Source organism: Listeria aquatica (assembly GCF_014223975.1).
GTDB classification, from domain to species: Bacteria; Bacillota; Bacilli; order Lactobacillales; family Listeriaceae; genus Listeria; species Listeria aquatica.
In genome coordinates this window covers 198,051-217,680 of the sequence record NZ_JAARRM010000004.1, presented here as the reverse complement: position 1 = coordinate 217,680, position 19,630 = coordinate 198,051, and the positions used below count along the sequence as shown (strand labels likewise).

The 19,630-nt window shown below is 38.3% G+C and carries 18 protein-coding genes and 1 other annotated feature; of the genes, 3 read left to right on the top strand and 15 right to left on the bottom strand.

Annotation, left to right across the window (positions count from 1 at the left end; translation table 11 throughout):
* Positions 1 to 346: 346 nt before the first annotated feature.
* A complete protein-coding gene (locus HB912_RS10825) occupies positions 347 to 955 on the bottom strand; it encodes an HD domain-containing protein (protein WP_185374488.1) in 609 nt (202 codons plus the stop codon).
* Positions 956 to 1,026: 71 nt separating this feature from the next.
* Positions 1,027 to 2,259, bottom strand: coding sequence for a peptidase T (gene pepT, locus HB912_RS10820; RefSeq protein WP_185374486.1), 1,233 nt, complete (start codon positions 2,257 to 2,259; stop codon positions 1,027 to 1,029).
* Positions 2,260 to 2,412: 153 nt separating this feature from the next.
* On the opposite strand from pepT, the gene HB912_RS10815 reads away from it, so the two are divergent.
* A complete protein-coding gene (locus HB912_RS10815; RefSeq protein WP_185374484.1) occupies positions 2,413 to 3,168 on the top strand; it encodes an exodeoxyribonuclease III in 756 nt (251 codons plus the stop codon).
* A gap of 619 nt (positions 3,169 to 3,787) precedes the next feature.
* Here the strand turns inward: HB912_RS10815 and HB912_RS10810 are convergent.
* Together HB912_RS10810 and HB912_RS10805 are read right to left on the bottom strand one after the other, a co-directional pair.
* Entirely contained in the window at positions 3,788 to 5,167 is a 1,380-nt protein-coding gene (locus HB912_RS10810; RefSeq protein WP_185374482.1) for an MATE family efflux transporter, read from the bottom strand.
* Positions 5,168 to 5,247: 80 nt separating this feature from the next.
* On the bottom strand, positions 5,248 to 5,658 hold the full coding sequence (locus HB912_RS10805; RefSeq protein WP_036070954.1) for a MarR family winged helix-turn-helix transcriptional regulator: 411 nt from the start codon (positions 5,656 to 5,658) through the stop codon (positions 5,248 to 5,250).
* Positions 5,659 to 6,065: 407 nt separating this feature from the next.
* Here HB912_RS10805 and HB912_RS13405 point away from each other — a divergent pair, with 407 nt between their 5' ends.
* A complete protein-coding gene (locus HB912_RS13405) occupies positions 6,066 to 6,263 on the top strand; it encodes a site-specific integrase (protein WP_425324775.1) in 198 nt (65 codons plus the stop codon).
* Positions 6,264 to 6,333: 70 nt separating this feature from the next.
* On the opposite strand, the gene rplT is transcribed toward HB912_RS13405, so the two are convergent.
* The 4 genes from rplT to HB912_RS10780 all read right to left on the bottom strand — a co-directional run bounded on the left by rplT (position 6,334) and on the right by HB912_RS10780 (position 8,245).
* The gene (gene rplT / locus HB912_RS10795; RefSeq protein WP_036070406.1) at positions 6,334 to 6,693 is read right to left on the bottom strand and encodes a 50S ribosomal protein L20; all 360 of its coding nucleotides are present in this window, start codon (positions 6,691 to 6,693) and stop codon (positions 6,334 to 6,336) included.
* A gap of 44 nt (positions 6,694 to 6,737) precedes the next feature.
* Positions 6,738 to 6,938, bottom strand: a complete 201-nt coding sequence (gene rpmI / locus HB912_RS10790; RefSeq protein WP_115752739.1) for a 50S ribosomal protein L35 — start codon at positions 6,936 to 6,938, stop codon at positions 6,738 to 6,740.
* Positions 6,939 to 6,960: 22 nt separating this feature from the next.
* Positions 6,961 to 7,476, bottom strand: coding sequence for a translation initiation factor IF-3 (gene infC / locus HB912_RS10785; RefSeq protein ID WP_077913533.1), 516 nt, complete (start codon positions 7,474 to 7,476; stop codon positions 6,961 to 6,963).
* A 71-nt stretch (positions 7,477 to 7,547) separates the two neighbouring features.
* Positions 7,548 to 7,692: a sequence feature (ribosomal protein L20 leader region), on the bottom strand.
* Between the two features lie 265 nt (positions 7,693 to 7,957).
* Positions 7,958 to 8,245 (bottom strand): DUF5960 family protein, encoded by a 288-nt coding sequence (locus HB912_RS10780; protein WP_052008381.1) that lies wholly within the window; start codon positions 8,243 to 8,245, stop codon positions 7,958 to 7,960.
* A 418-nt stretch (positions 8,246 to 8,663) separates the two neighbouring features.
* On the opposite strand from HB912_RS10780, the gene HB912_RS10775 reads away from it, so the two are divergent.
* On the top strand, positions 8,664 to 11,054 hold the full coding sequence (locus HB912_RS10775) for a bacterial Ig-like domain-containing protein (protein ID WP_185374480.1): 2,391 nt from the start codon (positions 8,664 to 8,666) through the stop codon (positions 11,052 to 11,054).
* Positions 11,055 to 11,088: 34 nt separating this feature from the next.
* On the opposite strand, the gene HB912_RS10770 is transcribed toward HB912_RS10775, so the two are convergent.
* From HB912_RS10770 to HB912_RS10740, 7 genes are all read right to left on the bottom strand, one after another.
* Positions 11,089 to 12,486: a DHA2 family efflux MFS transporter permease subunit gene (locus tag HB912_RS10770; RefSeq protein WP_185374478.1), complete on the bottom strand. Its 1,398-nt coding sequence runs from the start codon at positions 12,484 to 12,486 to the stop codon at positions 11,089 to 11,091.
* 1 nt (position 12,487) lies between these two features.
* Complete coding sequence (locus tag HB912_RS10765) at positions 12,488 to 12,922, bottom strand: MarR family winged helix-turn-helix transcriptional regulator (protein ID WP_185374476.1); 435 nt, start codon at positions 12,920 to 12,922, stop codon at positions 12,488 to 12,490.
* Between the two features lie 153 nt (positions 12,923 to 13,075).
* Positions 13,076 to 14,056 (bottom strand): transketolase family protein, encoded by a 981-nt coding sequence (locus HB912_RS10760; RefSeq protein ID WP_185374474.1) that lies wholly within the window; start codon positions 14,054 to 14,056, stop codon positions 13,076 to 13,078.
* A 23-nt stretch (positions 14,057 to 14,079) separates the two neighbouring features.
* Positions 14,080 to 14,937, bottom strand: coding sequence for a transketolase (locus HB912_RS10755; RefSeq protein WP_185374473.1), 858 nt, complete (start codon positions 14,935 to 14,937; stop codon positions 14,080 to 14,082).
* 14 nt (positions 14,938 to 14,951) lie between these two features.
* Positions 14,952 to 16,319, bottom strand: a complete 1,368-nt coding sequence (locus HB912_RS10750) for a PTS ascorbate transporter subunit IIC (RefSeq protein ID WP_185374471.1) — start codon at positions 16,317 to 16,319, stop codon at positions 14,952 to 14,954.
* Positions 16,320 to 16,331: 12 nt separating this feature from the next.
* Positions 16,332 to 16,613, bottom strand: coding sequence for a PTS sugar transporter subunit IIB (locus HB912_RS10745; RefSeq protein ID WP_036070418.1), 282 nt, complete (start codon positions 16,611 to 16,613; stop codon positions 16,332 to 16,334).
* Positions 16,610 to 18,634, bottom strand: a complete 2,025-nt coding sequence (locus tag HB912_RS10740) for a BglG family transcription antiterminator (protein WP_185374469.1) — start codon at positions 18,632 to 18,634, stop codon at positions 16,610 to 16,612. The genes HB912_RS10745 and HB912_RS10740 overlap by 4 nt, the downstream gene beginning before the upstream one ends.
* Positions 18,635 to 19,630: the final 996 nt, after the last annotated feature.

Below are 19,630 nucleotides of genomic sequence, written 5' to 3'. Positions count from 1 at the left end.
TGAGCCAGGATCAAACTCTCTTTAAAATAAATGGAATTTGAATACTTATCCAACACCGTGAATAAGTCTCCTTAGCGTCAAAATTGACTTTGCTAGCTTTCTTGCTTGTTTTTTTGGAAATCGCTCTCGATTTCCTGTCCTGCGAATTGATTGGTGAAACATACTGTCTCATCGCTTTTCCGTCTTCTTTTTGTTCAGTTTTCAAAGGTCATTTGCTGAAGTGACAGCTCTAATAGCATAACATTTTATCAAAGCCTGGTCAACAGTTTTTTTAAAACTATTTTAGCTCTCTTTAAGAAAGCTTTTTAATTATAGCTTATTTTTTAGTCAATTACAAGAAGTTTGTTTATGATTTTATTGCTTGTTCATTTTTTAATTCTTCAATGAACAAAAGCATAAAATCATGCCTCTTTTCTGCTAGCTTTCTGCCAGTCTCAGTTTGCATGAGCTTTTTCAAGTGAAGTAATTTATCATCAAAATGTTGCAGAGTAGTATCAGAATTTACTTTTAGATAGTCAAGCGGCTGTCTTTTTTGAGAAGCCCCATACGTAAATGCTCGGACAATTCCAATCGCTCCCATCGCATCAAGCCTATCAGCATCTTGGATAATTTTCTCTTCAATACTCCGAGCCAGTATCTTATTTTTTCCGTTTTTATAAGATACGACATCCACCGCCCGTAAAATTTTTTGAATGAAAGGCTCTTCAAGTTTTTCGTCTTCCATCCACTTTCTTAATTCACCCTTGGCTTGGTTCGTATCATGTGTCAATTTTTCATCTGGATAGTCATGAAAAAGAGCCGCTAGCTGAATAAAAAATAAGTCTCCACCTTCTGTAGCTTGAATTCTTGTTGCCGTTTCTACCACTCGCTTTAGATGTTCAAAATCATGACCCGTGTTTTCTGAGCTGAAAACTTCTTCCATCCACGCCTCTGCTTTTGCAATAATCGAATTCATATTTTCCTCCTATCGATCAAAACGCCCCTTCACTTTATCAGTCAAGGGGCACTCGTTATGATACTTTGTCATCAACCGCGTTGTTCGAAAAGCTGCACCATTTCGATGATTACTTTAGTAGCAAGTTCCATATTTTCAACGGATACGTATTCAAACTTCCCATGCATGTTTTCCCCACCAGCAAAGATATTTGGCGTTGGCAGTCCTTTAAAGGATAATTGAGAACCGTCTGTTCCACCTCGGATAGGTTCAACGAGTGGCTCAATATCCAATTTCTTCATTGCTTCATAAGCGATATCGACAATTTCTTTGACGGGTTCAATTTTTTCGCGCATATTGTAATACTGATCGTTTAGTTCTAAGACAATGTTTTCTTTGCCGTATTTTTCTTGCATTTTTGAAACGATATCTGCAACTTTAGCTTTACGCTCAGCAAATTTCAAGGAATCAAAATCGCGGATGATGTAATAGGATTTAGCTTGCTCAACGTCGCCATTTAACGAAATCAAGTGATAGAACCCTTCATAGCCTTCTGTATACTCTGGCGCTTCTCCTGCTGGTAGCGCATCATTAAATTCCATCGCAAGCTTAGTTGCATTAACCATTTTATTTTTAGCAGTTCCTGGATGGACGCTGTTTCCTTTAAAGGTAATCTTGGCTGCTGCTGCGTTAAAACTTTCATATTCCAACTGTCCGCGTGGTCCCCCGTCCATTGTATAAGCATAGTCTGCTCCAAATGCCGCAACATCAAAGCGTGCTGGACCGCGACCAATTTCTTCATCTGGTGTGAAAGCTACACGGATTTTGCCATGCTTAATTTCTGGATGGTCAATGAGATGGTGCATTGCAACCATGATTTCTGTGATGCCCGATTTATCATCCGCACCAAGAAGCGTTGTACCGTCTGTCGTAATTAAAGTTTGGCCTTTATACCCAGCTAATTCTGGAAATTGTTTAGGCGATAAAACTACATTAAGTGTTTCATTTAAAACAATGTCGCCACCATCATAATTTTCGCGGATTTGCGGACTCACGTTTTCCCCCGTAAAATCTGTTGCTGTATCAAGGTGAGCTAAAAATCCAATAACTGGGATTTTTTTGTCGGTATTTGCTGGAAGTGTCGCCATCACGTAACCATTCTCGTCTACTGTTACGTCACTCATACCAATTTCTTTCAATTCATTTACAAGAATTTTACCGAGTTCAAGCTGTCCTTCTGTTGTCGGGCAAGTGGTACTCTCTTCGTTTGATTGGGTATTCACTTTTACATATGTAGTAAAGCGTTTGATCAGTTCTTCTTTCATCACTTACACTTCCTTCAGTTTATTTTCCTCTTCTATTATATGCCGCTCATCTTAAAATTTCTAATATTATGTGCGATTCGTTGCGTATCCTCAAATTCTCAATTAAGGTATAATAGAAAAAGAACGAACTTACTGCAAAAAGGAGTGCTTCAAATGAAACTAATTTCTTGGAATGTAAACGGGCTTCGAGCCGCCGTTAAAAAGGGTTTTTTAGAGTATTTTCACGAGGTGGATGCAGATGTTTTTTGCTTACAAGAGACAAAGCTTCAAGAAGGTCAGATTGAGCTCGATACTCCTGGTTATTTCTCTTACTGGAACTATGCTCTCAAAAAAGGATATTCAGGAACGGCTATTTTCACAAAAAAAGAACCACTTCGGGTCCAGTATGGTTTGGGGATGGATGAGCATGACAATGAAGGCAGATTGATTACGCTTGAATACCCAGAATTTTACTTATTAACGGTCTATACGCCGAATTCTCAAAGCGAGCTGAAGCGGCTTCCTTATCGGATGACTTGGGAAGAAGCCTTTTTACGTTATATTAAAAGTCTGGATCATGAAAAACCTGTTATTTTCTGTGGTGATTTGAATGTTGCTCATGAAGAAATAGACCTGAAAAACCCAAAAACGAACCGGAAAAATGCTGGGTTTTCTGATGAAGAGCGCGCGAAGTTTTCAGATATTCTCGCCGCTGGATTTACGGACAGTTTCCGCTATTTTTACCCAGATAAAACAGACGCCTATTCTTGGTGGTCTTACCGAATGAATGCTAGGAGCAGGAACGTTGGGTGGCGGATTGATTACTTTGTTGTTTCTAATCGTTTAGAAGCTTCTCTTGTTGACGCCAAAATCCATTCAGATGTGCTTGGATCTGATCATTGCCCGGTCGAACTCGATATCAAACTCTAACAAAAAAGCTGACGCTTCAGGAAGCGTCAGCTTTTTGATTTCTTATTTCGCTAATTCTTTTTTAGCTGCATCTGCGACTTAAAGAGTTTCATAGAGTCTCATAGGGACGAAAAAAAGGCTTTATAAATATCAAGATTTCATTCGAATTCACTTGATCTCATAAAATTCCAAACGGATTGGAGTCAATTTTCGGTCAAAATAAGAAATGTGGGGTGCTGAAAAATGTTGATCTCTAAACACTAATAGTTAATTATACATAATTGATGGTCAACTAAATAAACCACAAATGAATTAGCGTTCGCTGATGACATCCATGACGAAGTACATCACATAAGCCTTGCCTGATTTTTGATCTACGTATACGTACACTTGTCCATTTACTCCTCTCATGATGTAGCGATTTTCTTGTTTATGAACATTTGCTACTTCCTCATTAAGACAAAAACAACTCAATCACCGATATAGATGATTGAGTTCTAAAATACTAATACAGTATGTTTATTCTTCAGTTAGTTCGTTGTTTAAACGATACTTTTTTGTTCTGTATGCTATTTTACTGAATTCTAAACTAGTTAACTTTGAAAACACTAGCTGTGAATCTATACTAATTTTAGATTTTTTATTGCTTTTGCATTGCTGGTAATTCATTTTTATTTAGCTTATTCAAGTAAGGAATTATCATAATAATACCAGCGACAAAGGCAATTCCCTCTGTAATAGTCATTGACCAGATCAAACCGTTTAATCTGTAGAAATGATGTAATAACAAAACGACAGGAATAAACAATGTTCCTTGGATAGTGGACATCACACCTGTTTGTGCACCTAAACCAGATGCTTGGAAGATTCCAGTGAATAAACCGGAAAAACCATTAAAGACAGAAGAAACCAATTGTGCAGCTAAAATGGTAAGACCGACTTGAATTACACGAGGATCATTGGTGAATAAGCTTAATACTGGCACACGGAATATATAAGCAACCAAAGCAAAGATAATTGAGATTCCTCCGATCCATAAAGAAACTTCCTTCAACGCTTCTTTTAATCGTTTTGTGTCATGAGCAGAGAAACTATAGGCGAATAATGGCATTGCCCCTAAAAATAGTCCCATTGTTAAAAATTCGGGCAATTGAGTGATTCGAACTGCGATACCAAAACTAGCAACCACATTGTCACCATATTCAGCAGAGAAATTATTCAATAATAAAGTTGTGACAATCATAAAAGCTGATTTGAACAGTTCTGAAACACCGATTTTATAAACTTCTAGTTGATCTTTAACTGAAATTTTAAAGTGTTTCAAAAACCCCTTCAAGGACTCACTCTTGTTTTCTAAGAACCAGACGTAATAAATAGTTGAAGCAATATTGGCAATCACAATCGAAATCCCTGCGCCGATCACATGCAAGTTAAACACCAAAATCAATAAAGCATCCAATACGATACTAACAGCAACACTGATAAACATGCCGTACATCGATTCTTTTGACGCACCTTCTGAACGAACTAATTGTTCCAAGGCAAAGTTTAAAATGAAGGCTGCGCCACCAGCAAACAGAATGGTTGAGTACTGTGTTGTATAAAGAATTGTTTGACTGTCTGCTGCTCCCAGTAAATGAACAAATGGATTCATAAAGATAATGGCAATGATTCCAATAATTATACCCAAAATGATACTTGCGTAGAAAGAATAACCAGCAACTTTTCGGCCTTTTTTTGTATCCCCACTACCTAATAGACGTGTAATAAATGTTCCGCCACCCACGCCAAACATATTTCCAACAGCCATTAAAATGAGCATGATTGGCATCGCTAAAGTGATCGCCGACATCATATTCGTATCATGGATTAGTCCAATAAAATAAGCATTGATCAAATTGTAGATTGTGGTTGCTGAGATACCAATCATCATCGGAATCGATAAATGAGCGATCGATTTTCGAATTGGACTTTCTTTTAAGTAGTAAATATTTGATTCATTAATTTCAAAATTTCCCATGACAATTCCTTCTTCTCTTAGATTTATAAATATTAGATATCTAACTATTTAGCTGCAAGCAGTTAGTTTCTGCTTGTTGATTAAAGACTACGATCGATTTTTCTTAACAACTTCGTTAATTGTTGAACTTCTGCTTCGCTTAATGCGTGTATTAGTTCTTTTTCTGCTGCATAAAAAGCTTCATTCGTTTCATCAACCAAAGCCTTACCCTTAGGTAGTACGTAAATATTCTTTTGCCGCTCATTGTTTTCCGGGATTCGGCGTTCAATATAACCTTTTTTCTCTAATCCCTGAAGCATACTAGTGATGCTCGCACCACGACGTTGAAATACTTCCGCTAAATCTTTTTGAATCAATCCTTTGTCTTCATTTTGTGCGATATAAGAAATCATTCGCCCCTGTTGAGGACTAATATCCATGTCTTTGGTACGGTGCTCCATTGATTCACGAGATTTGTTCATGATGGAACGCATCAAATTTGAAACAATCATTTTATCCAAAAAAATCCTCCCTTTGCTAAAAAATTAGATATCTAACTATTCGAAAAGAGTATACACACTCACAAAAGAAATGTCAAGAAAAAACATCGACTTATAATAATTAGAAATATAATAGTTAGATGTTAACTTTTTTATTGTAAAAGAATAAAATGGAGTAGGTTACATTACCAATATATGAACAACTAGGAGGCTTTAATAATGGAATTACTAACTATTTCAACACCAACTACTTGGATAAGTTCAGTTGATACGTTTCTTTGACAAAGGCTGCCAATCCTAAAGAGATACGGTCATATCACTTCTACCGAACAACTAGTTTTTAATCAAAATGAAGATAATTCCTTTTGCACTTAAAGACGTCACTCACTTGGCTTCAAGTTTTTTACCATCATCCCAACATGAAGAAAATTACGATTCATGGATTTCGACATACTCATGCCTTGTTACTTTTTGAGACAGGTGCGAATATGAAACAAGCGCAAGACTGCCCGCGACATACCAATATTAAGACAACAATGAATACCAATATCCATGTTACACAAAAAGGAAAAGATGAAACGGCCTCAATCTTTGAGAGATTTTATGGCAAAAGGTAAGCGTGTGGATCAAACAAAAGACCCGCTCGGATGAGCGGGTCTTAACGTTGTTAAATCAACGTTTACAGGCTTATTTCGCTAATTCTTTTTTAGCTGCATCTGCTAGAGATGTGAAAGCAGCTTCATCATTCACAGCTAATTCAGCAAGCATTTTACGGTTTACATCGATACCTGCTAATTTAAGTCCGTGCATCAATTTGCTGTAAGAAAGATCATTCAAACGAGCAGCTGCATTGATACGTGTAATCCAAAGTTTACGGAAATCACGTTTCTTTTGACGACGATCTCTGTAAGCATATTGGTAAGATTTCATTACCGCTTGGTTAGCGACTTTGAATAGTGTATGTTTCGAGCCATAATATCCCTTGGCTAATTTAATGACTTTTTTACGACGTTTGCGAGTTACTGTTCCGCCTTTTACGCGTGGCATAATTGTCTACCTCCTAGATTTTACAAAAATTAATTCGAAATTGCTTATTTCATTTTAGCGACCATTTGGCGAATACGTTTGAAATCGCCAGCTGATACCATTGCCGCTTTACGTAGTTTACGTTTTTGTTTTTTCGATTTGTTAGCAAACATATGGCTTACAAAAGCGTGTCTGCGTTTTAATTTTCCAGATCCTGTTCTCTTGAAACGTTTAGCGGAACCGCGGTGAGTTTTCATTTTTGGCATGAATATTTCCTCCTCAAAACTATTACTTTTCTTGAAGTGGTGCTAGGACTAAGAACATTGAACGTCCGTCCATTTTCGCTTTTTGCTCAACTGTGCTTAAGTCTTTGCACTCGTCAGCAAAACGGTCAAGCACCTTTTGACCGATTTCTTTGTGGGTGATTGCACGCCCTTTAAAGCGAATAGAACATTTCACTTTATCGCCTTTAGAAAGGAATTTGCGTGCATTACGTAGCTTCGTATTGAAATCATGTTCATCGATCGTCGGACTAAGACGAACTTCTTTCATCACGATGACTTTTTGGTTTTTACGGGCTTCTTTGTCTTTCTTTTGCTGTTCGAAACGATATTTCCCGTAGTCCATAATACGTGCCACTGGGGGTTTCGCGTTTGGAGCAACAAGCACAAGATCAAGGTTCGCTTTTTCAGCAATTCCAAGCGCCTCAACTTTCGTTTTAACGCCGAGCTGTTCGCCATTTTGATCAATCAATCTGAGTTCACGTGCACGAATCCCATCATTTACCATCATGTCTTTGCTAATTTTGAGCCACCTCCGTGTTTTATTGGTCGAACAAGTCAGAAAAGAGCAAGTCAGGTGTCCACCTTTACTGGCAGACAATAAAAAAACGGATTTGCTAAACGATCGCAAACCCGCACATTCAAAGTCACAACCAGTTCGGATGTGACGAATCATTGAACTTTTTGCCTGAAAACATTCGTTAACGAGGCGAGAAGCGGGTTGCTTCTTCTTTCTTGTTAATTAACCTTAATCACTATATCATGGTCTTCTTGCACTGTCAAGTTCGTAAAACAAGACTTCCCTTTTACTTCTCTATTTTCAGATACTCCTTTTCCTCTTTTATTTATCACACTTTTTTATTCTTCAGATTCAAAGTTCTTTTCAACTACCAGTAAATCTAAACTTACAAGCAATTGAACAAGAGGAAATTGTCTAGAAATTGCAACTTACACCAATTAGCAAATGGCTAATCCTACACAATTAGTCCGTTCTAGCAACCAATTTAGCTATATCCTTTGTAGCGATACACTTTAACGCTTCTACTTTCTGTTATGGGCAATACATCAAAATAAAAGATATGTTCTTCGCCATCTCGTGTTGTAAATTTTGGTATTTTAAATTGTGGACGTCCATTCACTTCCATCAAATGAAGTAATTTATTTTTGACTGCAAAAAGTGGAAGTGTTGTATCCACAAGCTCTACAAAGTCTTTTTCAAAATTATCTAAACCCTGACTTTGAAATTCAAACTGAGCCCCCTTTGGGTCCACCACCGTCATCACCTTCTTCATCCAATTCCTTCTCATCCATTATACGAACAAACGTTCTTTTTTGCAATAGTAACTATTCCACTCTAGGAATATGTGAACTTTTTTTGAACGGTTCTGTTTAGTCTTTCTCAAGTTTTGTAAAGAAATAGTACATCAGCTCTTCTTCCTACTCATTTATTTAAAAATAAACAAGGAAATATTTGCGCACTCCCTTTCTTGATTTTATATTTTTTAAGTGATTTATTTCTCACCTAATAACATTTCTTTCATTTTTTATAATCATTTACGTTTTATCTTTCTTGAGAATTTACCATTTTTATCTAAAATTTGATACGTTGTACCACGAAATATTCTTGTTAATTTACTAGTATAAAAATATAGTCATTCTTTGAACTTATTTCTACTATTGGGACAACAACATGAGAAAGGATGTAGCACCATGAACTTCAAGAAATGGCTGATTTTATTTATCAGCTTATTAGGAATTTGTTTTTTGTTTACAATTCCCACACTGTTTGCAGATGATAACACTGTAAAAGACCTCACTTTAACAACTAGTAAAGCCTCTTATTCTACAAGCGAAATAGTAAATCTTCGTATCCAAGATTTAAATCATCAAGATACTAAAATCATCATTCCCCTCCCAAAAGCCGTTACCTTTGAAGGAGGAGAAGATGGGGATGCTTCGATCACTAACGATAAAACTAATCAACAAATCGTTTTAGATTTTAAAAAAGGCTCTACCCATGACAACGTCGTTCGTCTTCGTTTCCGAGTTGCCGGGACCTATACACTTAAAGCTTATACCATTCGTGGTGACCAAACGGCAAATTCCAAACCGCTTATTATTCATGTAACAAACTCCTCTTCTGGTACTTCTGACCATCCAAGTGAGTCTGATCAAACAACTAACCAACAAGCTACACCTGATAGTCTTATGCCTCGAAGTGCAAGTGGACCAAACGAGGAAGAAGCGAATAAAATCAAACAGGCACTGGCAAATCCAGAGACATCTTTTGATTTTAAAATTGTCAGATCTTCAACAAATCACTCCATTTTCAAGCTTAATCAAATTGTACTGTCACAAAACTATAAAGGTTATAAAAGTATTAATATTACTTTACCATCAGGGCTATCGCTGTTAAGAAGCTCCGTTAAATTACCAAGTGGCGCTATATATACACAGGCTGGAAATTCGATTTCCATAACAAACACGACAGGTATGCAAGCAGATGTCATCACGACTTTTCTTGCTGGCCTTGAATTTCAATACAAAGCAAATGGCGTAACAGGAGGCAATCTAAAAATCGCCGTGGAACAAGAATCCATTTCAAACTGGATAGACGATCAAGGGATTCCGCATTATTATGTGTTTGTTCCAAACGCGATACCTTGGCAAGATGCCTACAACGAAGCTAAAAAATTGCATTATCGTGGACTTACTGGTTACCTTGCGACTATTAACTCGCTAAGTGAGCACGACTTTATTTTTAATTCTATTGCGAAAGAACCTGGACTACTCGGCGGAACAAGGCTTGTTCATATGAACGGAAGAAAGATATTAGATGAAGCAAGCATTCCGAGCACTCATTTCTCAAAAGATGTCACAATGTTAAATCCTGCTCAAAAGGATTGGAAAGATATAAATCAATGGTACTGGGCAACAGGACCTGAAGCTGGCACGATTTTTTATAACACCAAAACATATGATCCAGTTAAAGGGCCCGTCAAAGGAAGTTACAGCAACTTCACTACCGGAGAACCAAATAATGGGCATGGTGTAGAAAATATTCTTCAATTTGCTCAAAACGGGACAAAATTTTGGAATGATTTGCCCGATTCACTTGGATATTGGGCTTCTAATCATGGCTACTATGTAGAATTTAGCCAGTATGGGAATCAAAAAGAAGTCGACAACTCAAAGTCAGATCATGTAGAACCCCTTCCAGCTAATGTAAAAGTTCAGTATGTTGATGATAAAGGAAAATTACTAAACTTTACCAACGGAAGCGCAAATCCGAAACTTATCACTAGAGATGTGAATGTAGTTTATGATGCTACTACTCCTGCTTTTAAATTGATGAATATACAAGCAAAGACAGGACCATTTTATTTGAACACAGCAAGCTTACCTAAAAATGGGAAAGGAACCATCACAAATCAAGAACAAACTGTCACCTATAAATATTTGCCTGATTTATCAAATATTGTAGCAAAAGATTCTACAATTTATGTCGGCGAAACCTGGAATCCAAAAGATAATTTTATATCAGCCAAGGATCGAACAGGTAAAAATATGAGCTATAACCAATCGATGGTAAAAGGAACTGTCAACACAGCTAAAGCTGGAACCTATAAGGTCACCTACCAAAACGGACCGGCTTCAAAGTCGATTACAGTAACCGTATTAACAGGGACTCTAAAATTTGTTAATGTTCCAGAAATTATGGGATTCACGAATCAAAAAATTTCTAATAAGATGACAGAAAGTAATCGAACCGAAGTGGGATGGAAATTGCAAGTTGAAGATACCCGTCCCAATAAAACAAAATGGCGGGTAACCGCTCAGCTCGTTTCTCCTTTCACTAACACATCTGGTGATAAACTGCCAAATAGTTTAGTCTTTCGGAGACCTGGACAAGCTGATCAGTTGATAGGTGCCACCAAGCAAGTGGATGTTTATGATGGAACGAGTTCACAAAATCAGCGAAATTATGAAGTTGGCTGGGGGAAACAGTCTGGACCGTTACTTCAGATCTCTCCTGGCGCGGCTAAAACCGATTCTTATACGGGGAAGATTCAATGGGTACTTGTTAATGCCCCCCTCTAAATAGGGGGCATTATTAACAAGTTTTTGGAATAGCTTACACAGAAGGGGAAGATTTTTTAGAAGAGCGAACCACTTTGAGTAGAATAACAAATTCAATGATGCTAGCTATAAAAAGTACAATGAATGCATTTCGAGAACCCGTTGCGGTTGATATTTGAATCGCCCCACCTGCCTGACTTTGGGCAATGATTGCTGACACGACAGATGTGCCTGCTGCACCTGCAAATTGCTGCAGGGTATTTAGAATGGCATTTCCATCTGCTTGCTCGCTAAGTTTCAAGTTTTTTAAACCATTTGTCATGATATTGCCGAATGTGAGTCCAACTCCTGCCATGAATCCAAGGTAAATGCTACCAATTGCGAGGTTAGTTAATTCTAAGCTAAACAAGCTAAACAAAATGAGCGTAGATAGGGTAAGTACTGAACCGAGTAAAATAGGCTTCGCTGCGCCCAAGCTGTCCAAAATCCGACCGCCAAATGGAGCGAAAATAGCGCCCAAGATTGCTCCAGGCAAAACTACCATTCCTGCAATAATTGCACTGTTTCCATTTACTAACTGGATATAGTTAGGCAAAATAAAGGAAAGGCCAAGGGAAATCATCTGTAAAATAAAAAAAGCGATGACATGCCCACTGAAAGTTGTATTTTTTAAGACGCGTAAGTCAATAATGGGATTTTCTAATCGGTTAGATCGCAAGATCAAGCTAATGCAGCCGATGAGCCCGACAACGAATGCACCAAGTACGGTTAAACTAAAAAAGTTTTGACTGCCCATATTACTGAATCCTAAAATAAAGCCAGTAAACATTAGACCAATAAAAGCAAAACTAAGGATATCTAGCTTGAAACGTTGAAGTTCACTTTTTTGCTCAATCGTTAATATGCCAATTATAAGGGAAAGAAGTAAAACTGGTAATAAAAAAATAAAAATATAACGCCAGTTTAAACTTGTCACAATAATTCCTCCAAATGTTGGCCCTACTGCTGGAGCTACTGCTGTGATAAGAGTCCCTACACCCATCATTACGCCGATTTTTGAGCGAGGAACTTGTTCCAAAATAATATTGAACATGAGCGGCAACGCAATCCCTGTTCCAATGCCTTGTATGACTCTCCCAGCTAGTAACAAAGAAAAGCTCGGAGCAATAATATCTAAAACTACGCCAAGTAAAAATAAAAGATTGGCTAATAAAAATAAGTTTTTGGTTTTAAATGACTTTTTTAAAATAGCTGAAAGTGGTACAACGATTGCAACCACCAGTAAGTAAATGGTTGTCATCCACTGAACGGTCGCTATATCAATATTAAATTCTTTCATCAATGTTGGAAAAGTAATATTCATAGCTGTTTCTACTACGACCCCACAAAATGACATAATCCCTGTTGCTAAAATAGCTCCTAGGACTTTTTTAGAAATTTTCTCACTGCTCATGTTATCCCTCATATTCGTTTTCTTTTTTTATATAGAAATGCAATATTTCTTCAAATAAATCAATAGTTTCTTTTGAAAATCTTTTTTCCAATTGCTTTTGTTGAAGCTCCATGTACTTGGAAACTTTTGTACTTAGTTTGTGAGCATGCTCAGATAAATGAATGGATTTTTGCCTAGCATCTTTCTTAGAAGCTTTCCGATAAACAAGTTCTTTTTTTTCCATTCTTTGTAGCAATACGGTCGCAGTGGAGCGTTGAATGCTAAATTCTTTTTCTAAGTCTTTCTGTAAAATTTCCTTGTTCTCATTATTAACTAGATAATCAATAATTGCCATTTGAGTACTTGTTAAGTCGAATTGATCCGCAAATTTGTCCAAATCGCGAACCATTTGATTGCTGGCAATTTTAAGTAATCGTCCAGTATTTCTTGGATTCATCGTCTTCCTCCTTCTTTTCGTTAGCTAGCTAACGAAAATCAGTATACGACTTTTCAATAAAAAAGTCAAAAAAAAAACAGAACTTCGGTGAAATAGATTGTCAACTTGTGAATGACTCTATTCCCTAGTTCTGTTCTTTTCTTATATTTGCAATTACTTAATGTTAAGCGTCCATTCGCTCAGAAAGTCTTGGATGCGTTCTTCGATTTTTTCTGTCGTTAAGCCAAATGTTTCTTGTAGATAGTCTGGGGTTCCTACTTCGCCAAATCGTTCCTCAATGCCAACTCGTTTTAGCGGAATGGCCAAAGCATTTTCCGCACAGGCTTCTGACACGGCACTGCCTAGCCCACCAATGATGGAATGACTTTCGAGTGTTACGATGAATTTCTTATCTTGGCTTTCTTTCAAAAGCAACTCCTTGTCTAGCGGTTTGATCGTAAACATATCAATTACTGTGAGCGAAACTCCTTTTCTTGCCAAATGCTCTGCGACTTTGAGGGCTTCGTACACAAGTTGTCCGGACACAACAAGTAAACCGTCTGTCCCTGTGCGCAAGACGTTTCCTCGGCCAAGTTCAAATGTTGTCCCTGGCTGATAAATTTCATGTACGCTTTTGCGATTTCCGCGTACGTAATGAATTCCTTCGTGCTTAGAAAATTCATTAACGATCCAGTCCATTTGTACGGCACAGCAGGCATCGCAAACAATTGCATGGGGAATGCTACGCATTAAAGCAACATCTTCAAGTGTCGTATGAGTCCCTCCGTTTGGTCCAACTGCAAAACCTGGGTCGGAACCGTATATATTGATGGTCGTTTTGGCGTAACCACCTGAAAGATACAATTGGTCAAATACCCGCCTTGTCACGAATGGGCCAAAGGAATGGATAAAAGGAATGAAACCTGCGATACTCAGTCCGGATGCCATGCCGACCATATTGGCTTCTGAAACGCCTACGTTGATAAATTGATTGGGATGTGTTTCTTGAAGCTTGTTCCAATTGCTAGCTGCGCTTAAATCTGCATCAAGGGCGATAATTCGGTCATCTTGTTCCATCAATTTTTCTAATCGATCGGCGACAACATTTCGTAATTCTATTCCATATTCTTCTTTCTCGGATAATTCTATAGTCATTTTAATTGCCCTCCTCTTTTAATTTAATCCTTTACTTGTTCTTCTAATTCGCGGATAGCTGATTCGGTCGCTTCAATGATTTCTTGCGAATTGAATTTGACTGAATGCACGCCCGCATAATTTTCGAAAAATGGAACGCCTTGACCTTTGATGGTATCAAGTACAATACAGTTCGCTTGCGTTTTTTGGTTTTTAGCGATTTCAATGGCGGCATCTATCATTTCTATATTTTGGCCATCTACTTTTTGTGTGTAGAAACCGAAGGCTCGCATTTTTTCTGCAAGATCAAAATGGCGAATGATTGATTCGCTTTTCCCATCATTTTGGCCTTTATTTTCGTCAATGAAAACAATGCAATTACTAAGCGGAGCATGAGCTATATACTGAAAGGCTTCCCAGCACTGACCTTCATTTAACTCCCCGTCTCCTGTGATGAGATAAACATATTGATCGTTTGCTCCTTTTCGTACAAGCCCTGCTGCAATTCCCGTTGCAATGGAAGTTCCTTGTCCAAGTGAACCGGTCGTCGCGTCGACACCGGGCGTTTTATTCCGGTCTAGATGAGAAGGTAAGTTTGTTCCCCCTTCATTTAAAGTCTCAACCCAGCTTTTTGGAAAGAAGCCGCTATTAGCAAGCGCGCTGTATACGCCAGGGCCAGAATGCCCTTTGGAAAGCACTAAATAATCACGTTTTTCCCAGTGCGGCTCATCAGACCGATAGTTCATTTGTTTCCCGTAAAGGACGGCAAGTAGTTCAACAATTGATAAGGATCCCCCAACATGTCCGTAGCCTCTTTTTAGTAGCATTGCTAGCACATCTTTTCGGATTCTTGCCGCAAATTTATTTAAATCTTGTGTGGGTTTCAGGTTTGTACTGATCATTTTTATCCACTCCTTTATTTTTCACTCGCTACTTTTGATTTTTTACCTCTCCAAGTGAGTAGTAGCATGATGGCAAGGATAAGAATTAATGTGGCGATGAAGCCCCATGATCCTGCCACTTTCGAAACGTTTCCAAGCAAGATGCCGGTTACGCCGTAGTCTGTATCGGAGAAGGTTGAGCCTGAGAATCCGATACCGCTCATAATTGGCAATAAGAAAATTGGCATGAAGCTAATGATGATCCCTTGGGTGAAAGAACCTAATACGGCTCCTCTTACCCCGCCACTCGCATTTCCATAAACGCCGGCTGTTGCTCCGCAGAAAAAGTGTGGAACGACGCCTGGAATGACAACGGTTGTTCCCATGAGAACCATTAAGCCAAGGCTCACAATGCCTCCAACAAAACTAGAAAGGAAACCAATAAGCACGGCATTCGGTGCGTAAGGAAAGACAATGGGACAGTCAAGTGCAGGTTTCGAGTTTGGCACAAGACGTTCCGAAATTCCTTTAAAGGCAGGAACAATTTCAGCCAAAATCAAGCGAACACCAGCTAAGATGACAAAGACTCCTGCGGCAAAGCTACCAGCTTGTTGAAGCGCATAGACGATGTAGTTTGTACCGCCTCCAAGTTTCGTTACATAAGCTTGACCTGCAAAAAGTGCAACTAAAATATAGAAAACTCCCATTGTGATAGTGATACTTACTGTCGAATCACGTAAAAAAGCGAGTCCTTTTGGAAAGTTGATTTCTTCCGTCGATCTAATCTTTTTACTGCGACGACTGGTAAGTTGCCCAACGAGTCCACTCACAGCGTAGCCAAAATCGCCTGTATGTCCTAGGGCAATATTGTCATTTTGAGTGATTTTTCGGGTGAAAGGCTGGGCAATTGCAGGAAAGATGGTGTTTGCAAGTCCAAGTGCTAACCCTCCAAACAGGATGGCGAGTACATTGTTCATATCAATAGAAGTCACAATAACAGCAAGCATACAAGCCATATAAAGTGTAGCGTGACCGGTTAAGTAGATATATTTGTAACGTGTTATGCGAGCAATAAGTATATTGAAAGCCATTCCAAGAAGCATAATCAGTGCAGTTTTTGTTCCAAAGGTCGTTAGGGCAACTGCTACGATGGCTTCATTATTTGGTACAACTCCTGTTACATGAAAGGCATGTTGAAACATTTTCCCAAAGGGTTCAAGTGAAGTTTGGATGACTCCTGCTCCAGCTGTTACAACAAGAAAACCTACGAAGGTTTTAATCCCTCCGCGAATGATGTCCGAAAAATGCTTTTTTTGCAAAGCAAGTCCCAAAACAGCGATTAAGGCAACTAAAATGGCAGGTGTGCTAGCAACGTCGATGATTACTTTTAAAAATCCTGACATGATTTTCCCTCCCTATAGCAATTCTTTTTCCTGACAAACTTGTTTTACTTTTTCACGCAATTCATCGAGATCAATAATGCTGTCTAATACGACTACTTCTCCTAAGTGGGCGGCACTGTCTTCCAAATCCTTGGCGACAAAAAATACATCGGCAAGTTCTGGGGATGCACTTCCCATGTCATAATGCGCAACTTCAACTCCTGTAACACCTAAATCATTTAGAACGGAATTGATATTCATCTCTACCATAAAACTTGATCCCAATCCGGATCCGCACACAGCCGCAAATTTCATTCTTCTTCCTCTCCTTCTTTTTCTTTCATAATTTGGATAATTTCAGTATTTGTTTTTGCTTGAAGTAACTTATCTAAGCTTTCTTTATCAGACAAAATTTTAGTTAAACTTGCTAGCGCACGTAAATGAGCTTCATTATCGATGGCTGCTAGGCAAATAAAAATCGAAATCGGGTGATCTGTGTCATCCAAAAGCAAAACAGGTTCCTCTGTTTTAAGAAGTGACATCCCCATTTTTTTCACACCATCTTCAGGTCTTGCGTGTGGCAAAGCAATCCCCTTTCCAATATGAATAAATGCCCCGTAGTCTTCCACTTTTTGAATCATCGCTTGCATATAACGCTCTTCGATATATTCGGGATGAAGGGGCTGAGCGGCTTTTCTGATTGCCTCCTTCCAGTTCAATTTTTCATTTGTTACTTGGATATGGTCTTGCGTCAATAATTCAGTTAACATCGGCCTTTGATCCTCCTTACTGCTTGCAACTTTCATCATTTTACGACTTAGTATTTTCGCTACTTTCTCCTGTGTCACACCTTCCTTCAGTTCAAAATAGGGTAACAGTGTCTGAATGATTTCTTCGGGGGTCACAAGCGCAATTCCCGGAATGAGAAACGTTTCCTGAACTTCTTTTACCAACCGATTCTTCTCTGCCTGTTCCATGATTGGACGGATTATAAATACTGGTTTAGAAGCTACAACCTTTACGCTAGAAAAAATCAATTGATAGGAGTTTGTAGGAATTTGTTCAAGCTTCTCCGGCGTATACTGCGTATGAAATGTGATGGTCGGGAAGAGACGCTTTAGTTCAGCTTCCATGATCATGGATGTGCTCACACCGTTTGGGCAAATAATTAAAGCGTGTAAATGCTCGGATTGCTCCTTTTCTTCTTGGTTTTGAATCGCCGCCCCAAAAAGCAATGCGAAGTAAGCTTTTTCTCCTTTTGGAATAGGTCTTTTCACCAGCGTTTCGAGTGGGGCAAGTGCCAACCCTGTCAGTGCATAAATTTCTGGATAATCATTCTCCACTTTATACAAAAAAGGTTCTTCCATTTCTAAGCCATAGTAAATTCGGTAGTATGCCGGGACGAGATGGCTAAAAGTATCTAGCAAAAGTTTGCGATATTCTTCAAAGTGAACAGCGGCACGTCTTTCCAGTTCTTGGAGCATAGCGTTCGCACACTCGAGCAAAAAATCAAAAACGGATTCTTCAAGCCGACCTTGCGTAAGCGTAAGGAGGAGCACGGTTAGAAAGAGTGTTTCGTCTTCGTTTTTCGCCTCCTCTAACTGAGAAGCCATCTGATAGACAGCGGTTTGTTTGATTCGTTTGACATGATTTTCTGGCAACTCGATCTTTTCTTTACCGCTTCGTTCTTTTAAAAGGCAGATCAGCATGTAAAGTCCTTCTAGGCGGCTTGGTATCATACTAATTGTACGAAGCTCCGTCTCCTGTTCTAGCCTTTCTCGCACTTTTGAATAAGCTAAAAAGTCATGTTGGTGAATCCAATCAAATAATAGCCACTTCAATTCTGGGCGTTCGATTAGAGCATTCACCCAACGAAACGCCTGTTTTCGAATGGCCCATTCCTCTCCCGCCAAGAAAAAGCCTTGTTTGCGGTCATACAAAAGTTTGATTTCTGTCTTAGTGAGAAGTTCCCGCAATTTTTTGATATCAGATAAAATCGTGTTCTTACTAACTTTCAGAACGCTTTGATAATAAAACACCGACAACTCGTGATAGCGAGAAAAGGTCATCAAATAAATCAGCCTGATGCGTTCTTTTTCGTCAAAATAAAGCGGTCGTTCATTTAATTGCACCAAGAAGTCGGGAAAATAAGCTTTTGCTTCTTCCGAAATGCTGATCGTACCTTCACTTTGGCTGAACAAAGATTTGGGAAGATAGTGATTAAATTCCTTCAAAAAGAAAACTAATTTTTCTTCAGATAATCCGGTTAACGCGATAGCCTCCTCCATGTGCATATGATTCGCTGGAATAAGTTTGCTTAACTTGTAGCGCGACATCTTCGATTACCTCCTACTTTCATTATATTAAGAAAACGTTTTCACATCACGATGTCTTTGGTACAAATCCATAAGCAAAAGTTTTTATTGTTGTACCGAAACTTGTAGCATAATTCCTATCATAACAAGTAAAAATGAACTAGTCGCGAATTGAAACGGAAGTAGTAGCCCTATTTAAAGCCATTCAGTCATCACCCACCGTTTCATTTCTCCCTCTTTTTATATAAAAAAAGCCCTGACATTTGTCAGAGCTCTAGCCGATTCTTTTTTTGTTAACTGTTCGCAATAAATATGACAGAGAATCTCCTTGATTATTTCTATCTACTGCGCATCGTAAACAACTAGAGGTCAATAGATTTTATGTTTTTCGGATTTTAGCAAGAATATTAAATTTCTATCTGTGGTAATTTTAGACAGGAAAAAACCCTACCCGAAAGGATAAGGTTTTGGAACCATTCAAAATAACATACCTCTAAAACCGACGAGCGTACCCATCTTTTCCGAATTGTGTTTTGGAACCATTCAAAATAACATACCTCTAAAACCTCGGAGGGCTTCTCAAGGTTTCGTAATCGCGGCACTCGTTCCTAGCAGAACTTCCATTTTGATGGTTTTTTTTTTGATTAAATTCCGATTTTTTCTTATCTTTATCATAAAGCTTAGCTATATAAAAAACAAGTTTATTCTTTATTGATTCGACATAAAAATGGAAGCTAAAACCTTGTTTAAATATCCTGGTCTTTCCTCCACACTATTAGTTCCATTTCTTTTTTAGTTGTCTTCTATTTCGCAAAATATAATAGTACCACAAAAAAAGACCTGACAAAGAAAAGCAGGTCTTTATCTTGTTATGCTTATACTTTTTATTATTCAATCACAATAGGGACAGTTAAGGGATTTTGATATTTCTTAGTTTATCAAACTCCCACAGTAAGTTTTTTATTAGTTATTAGCAACTTGATTAGCGAGTTTAAACCTTACTAGTCAAGGTGCAGT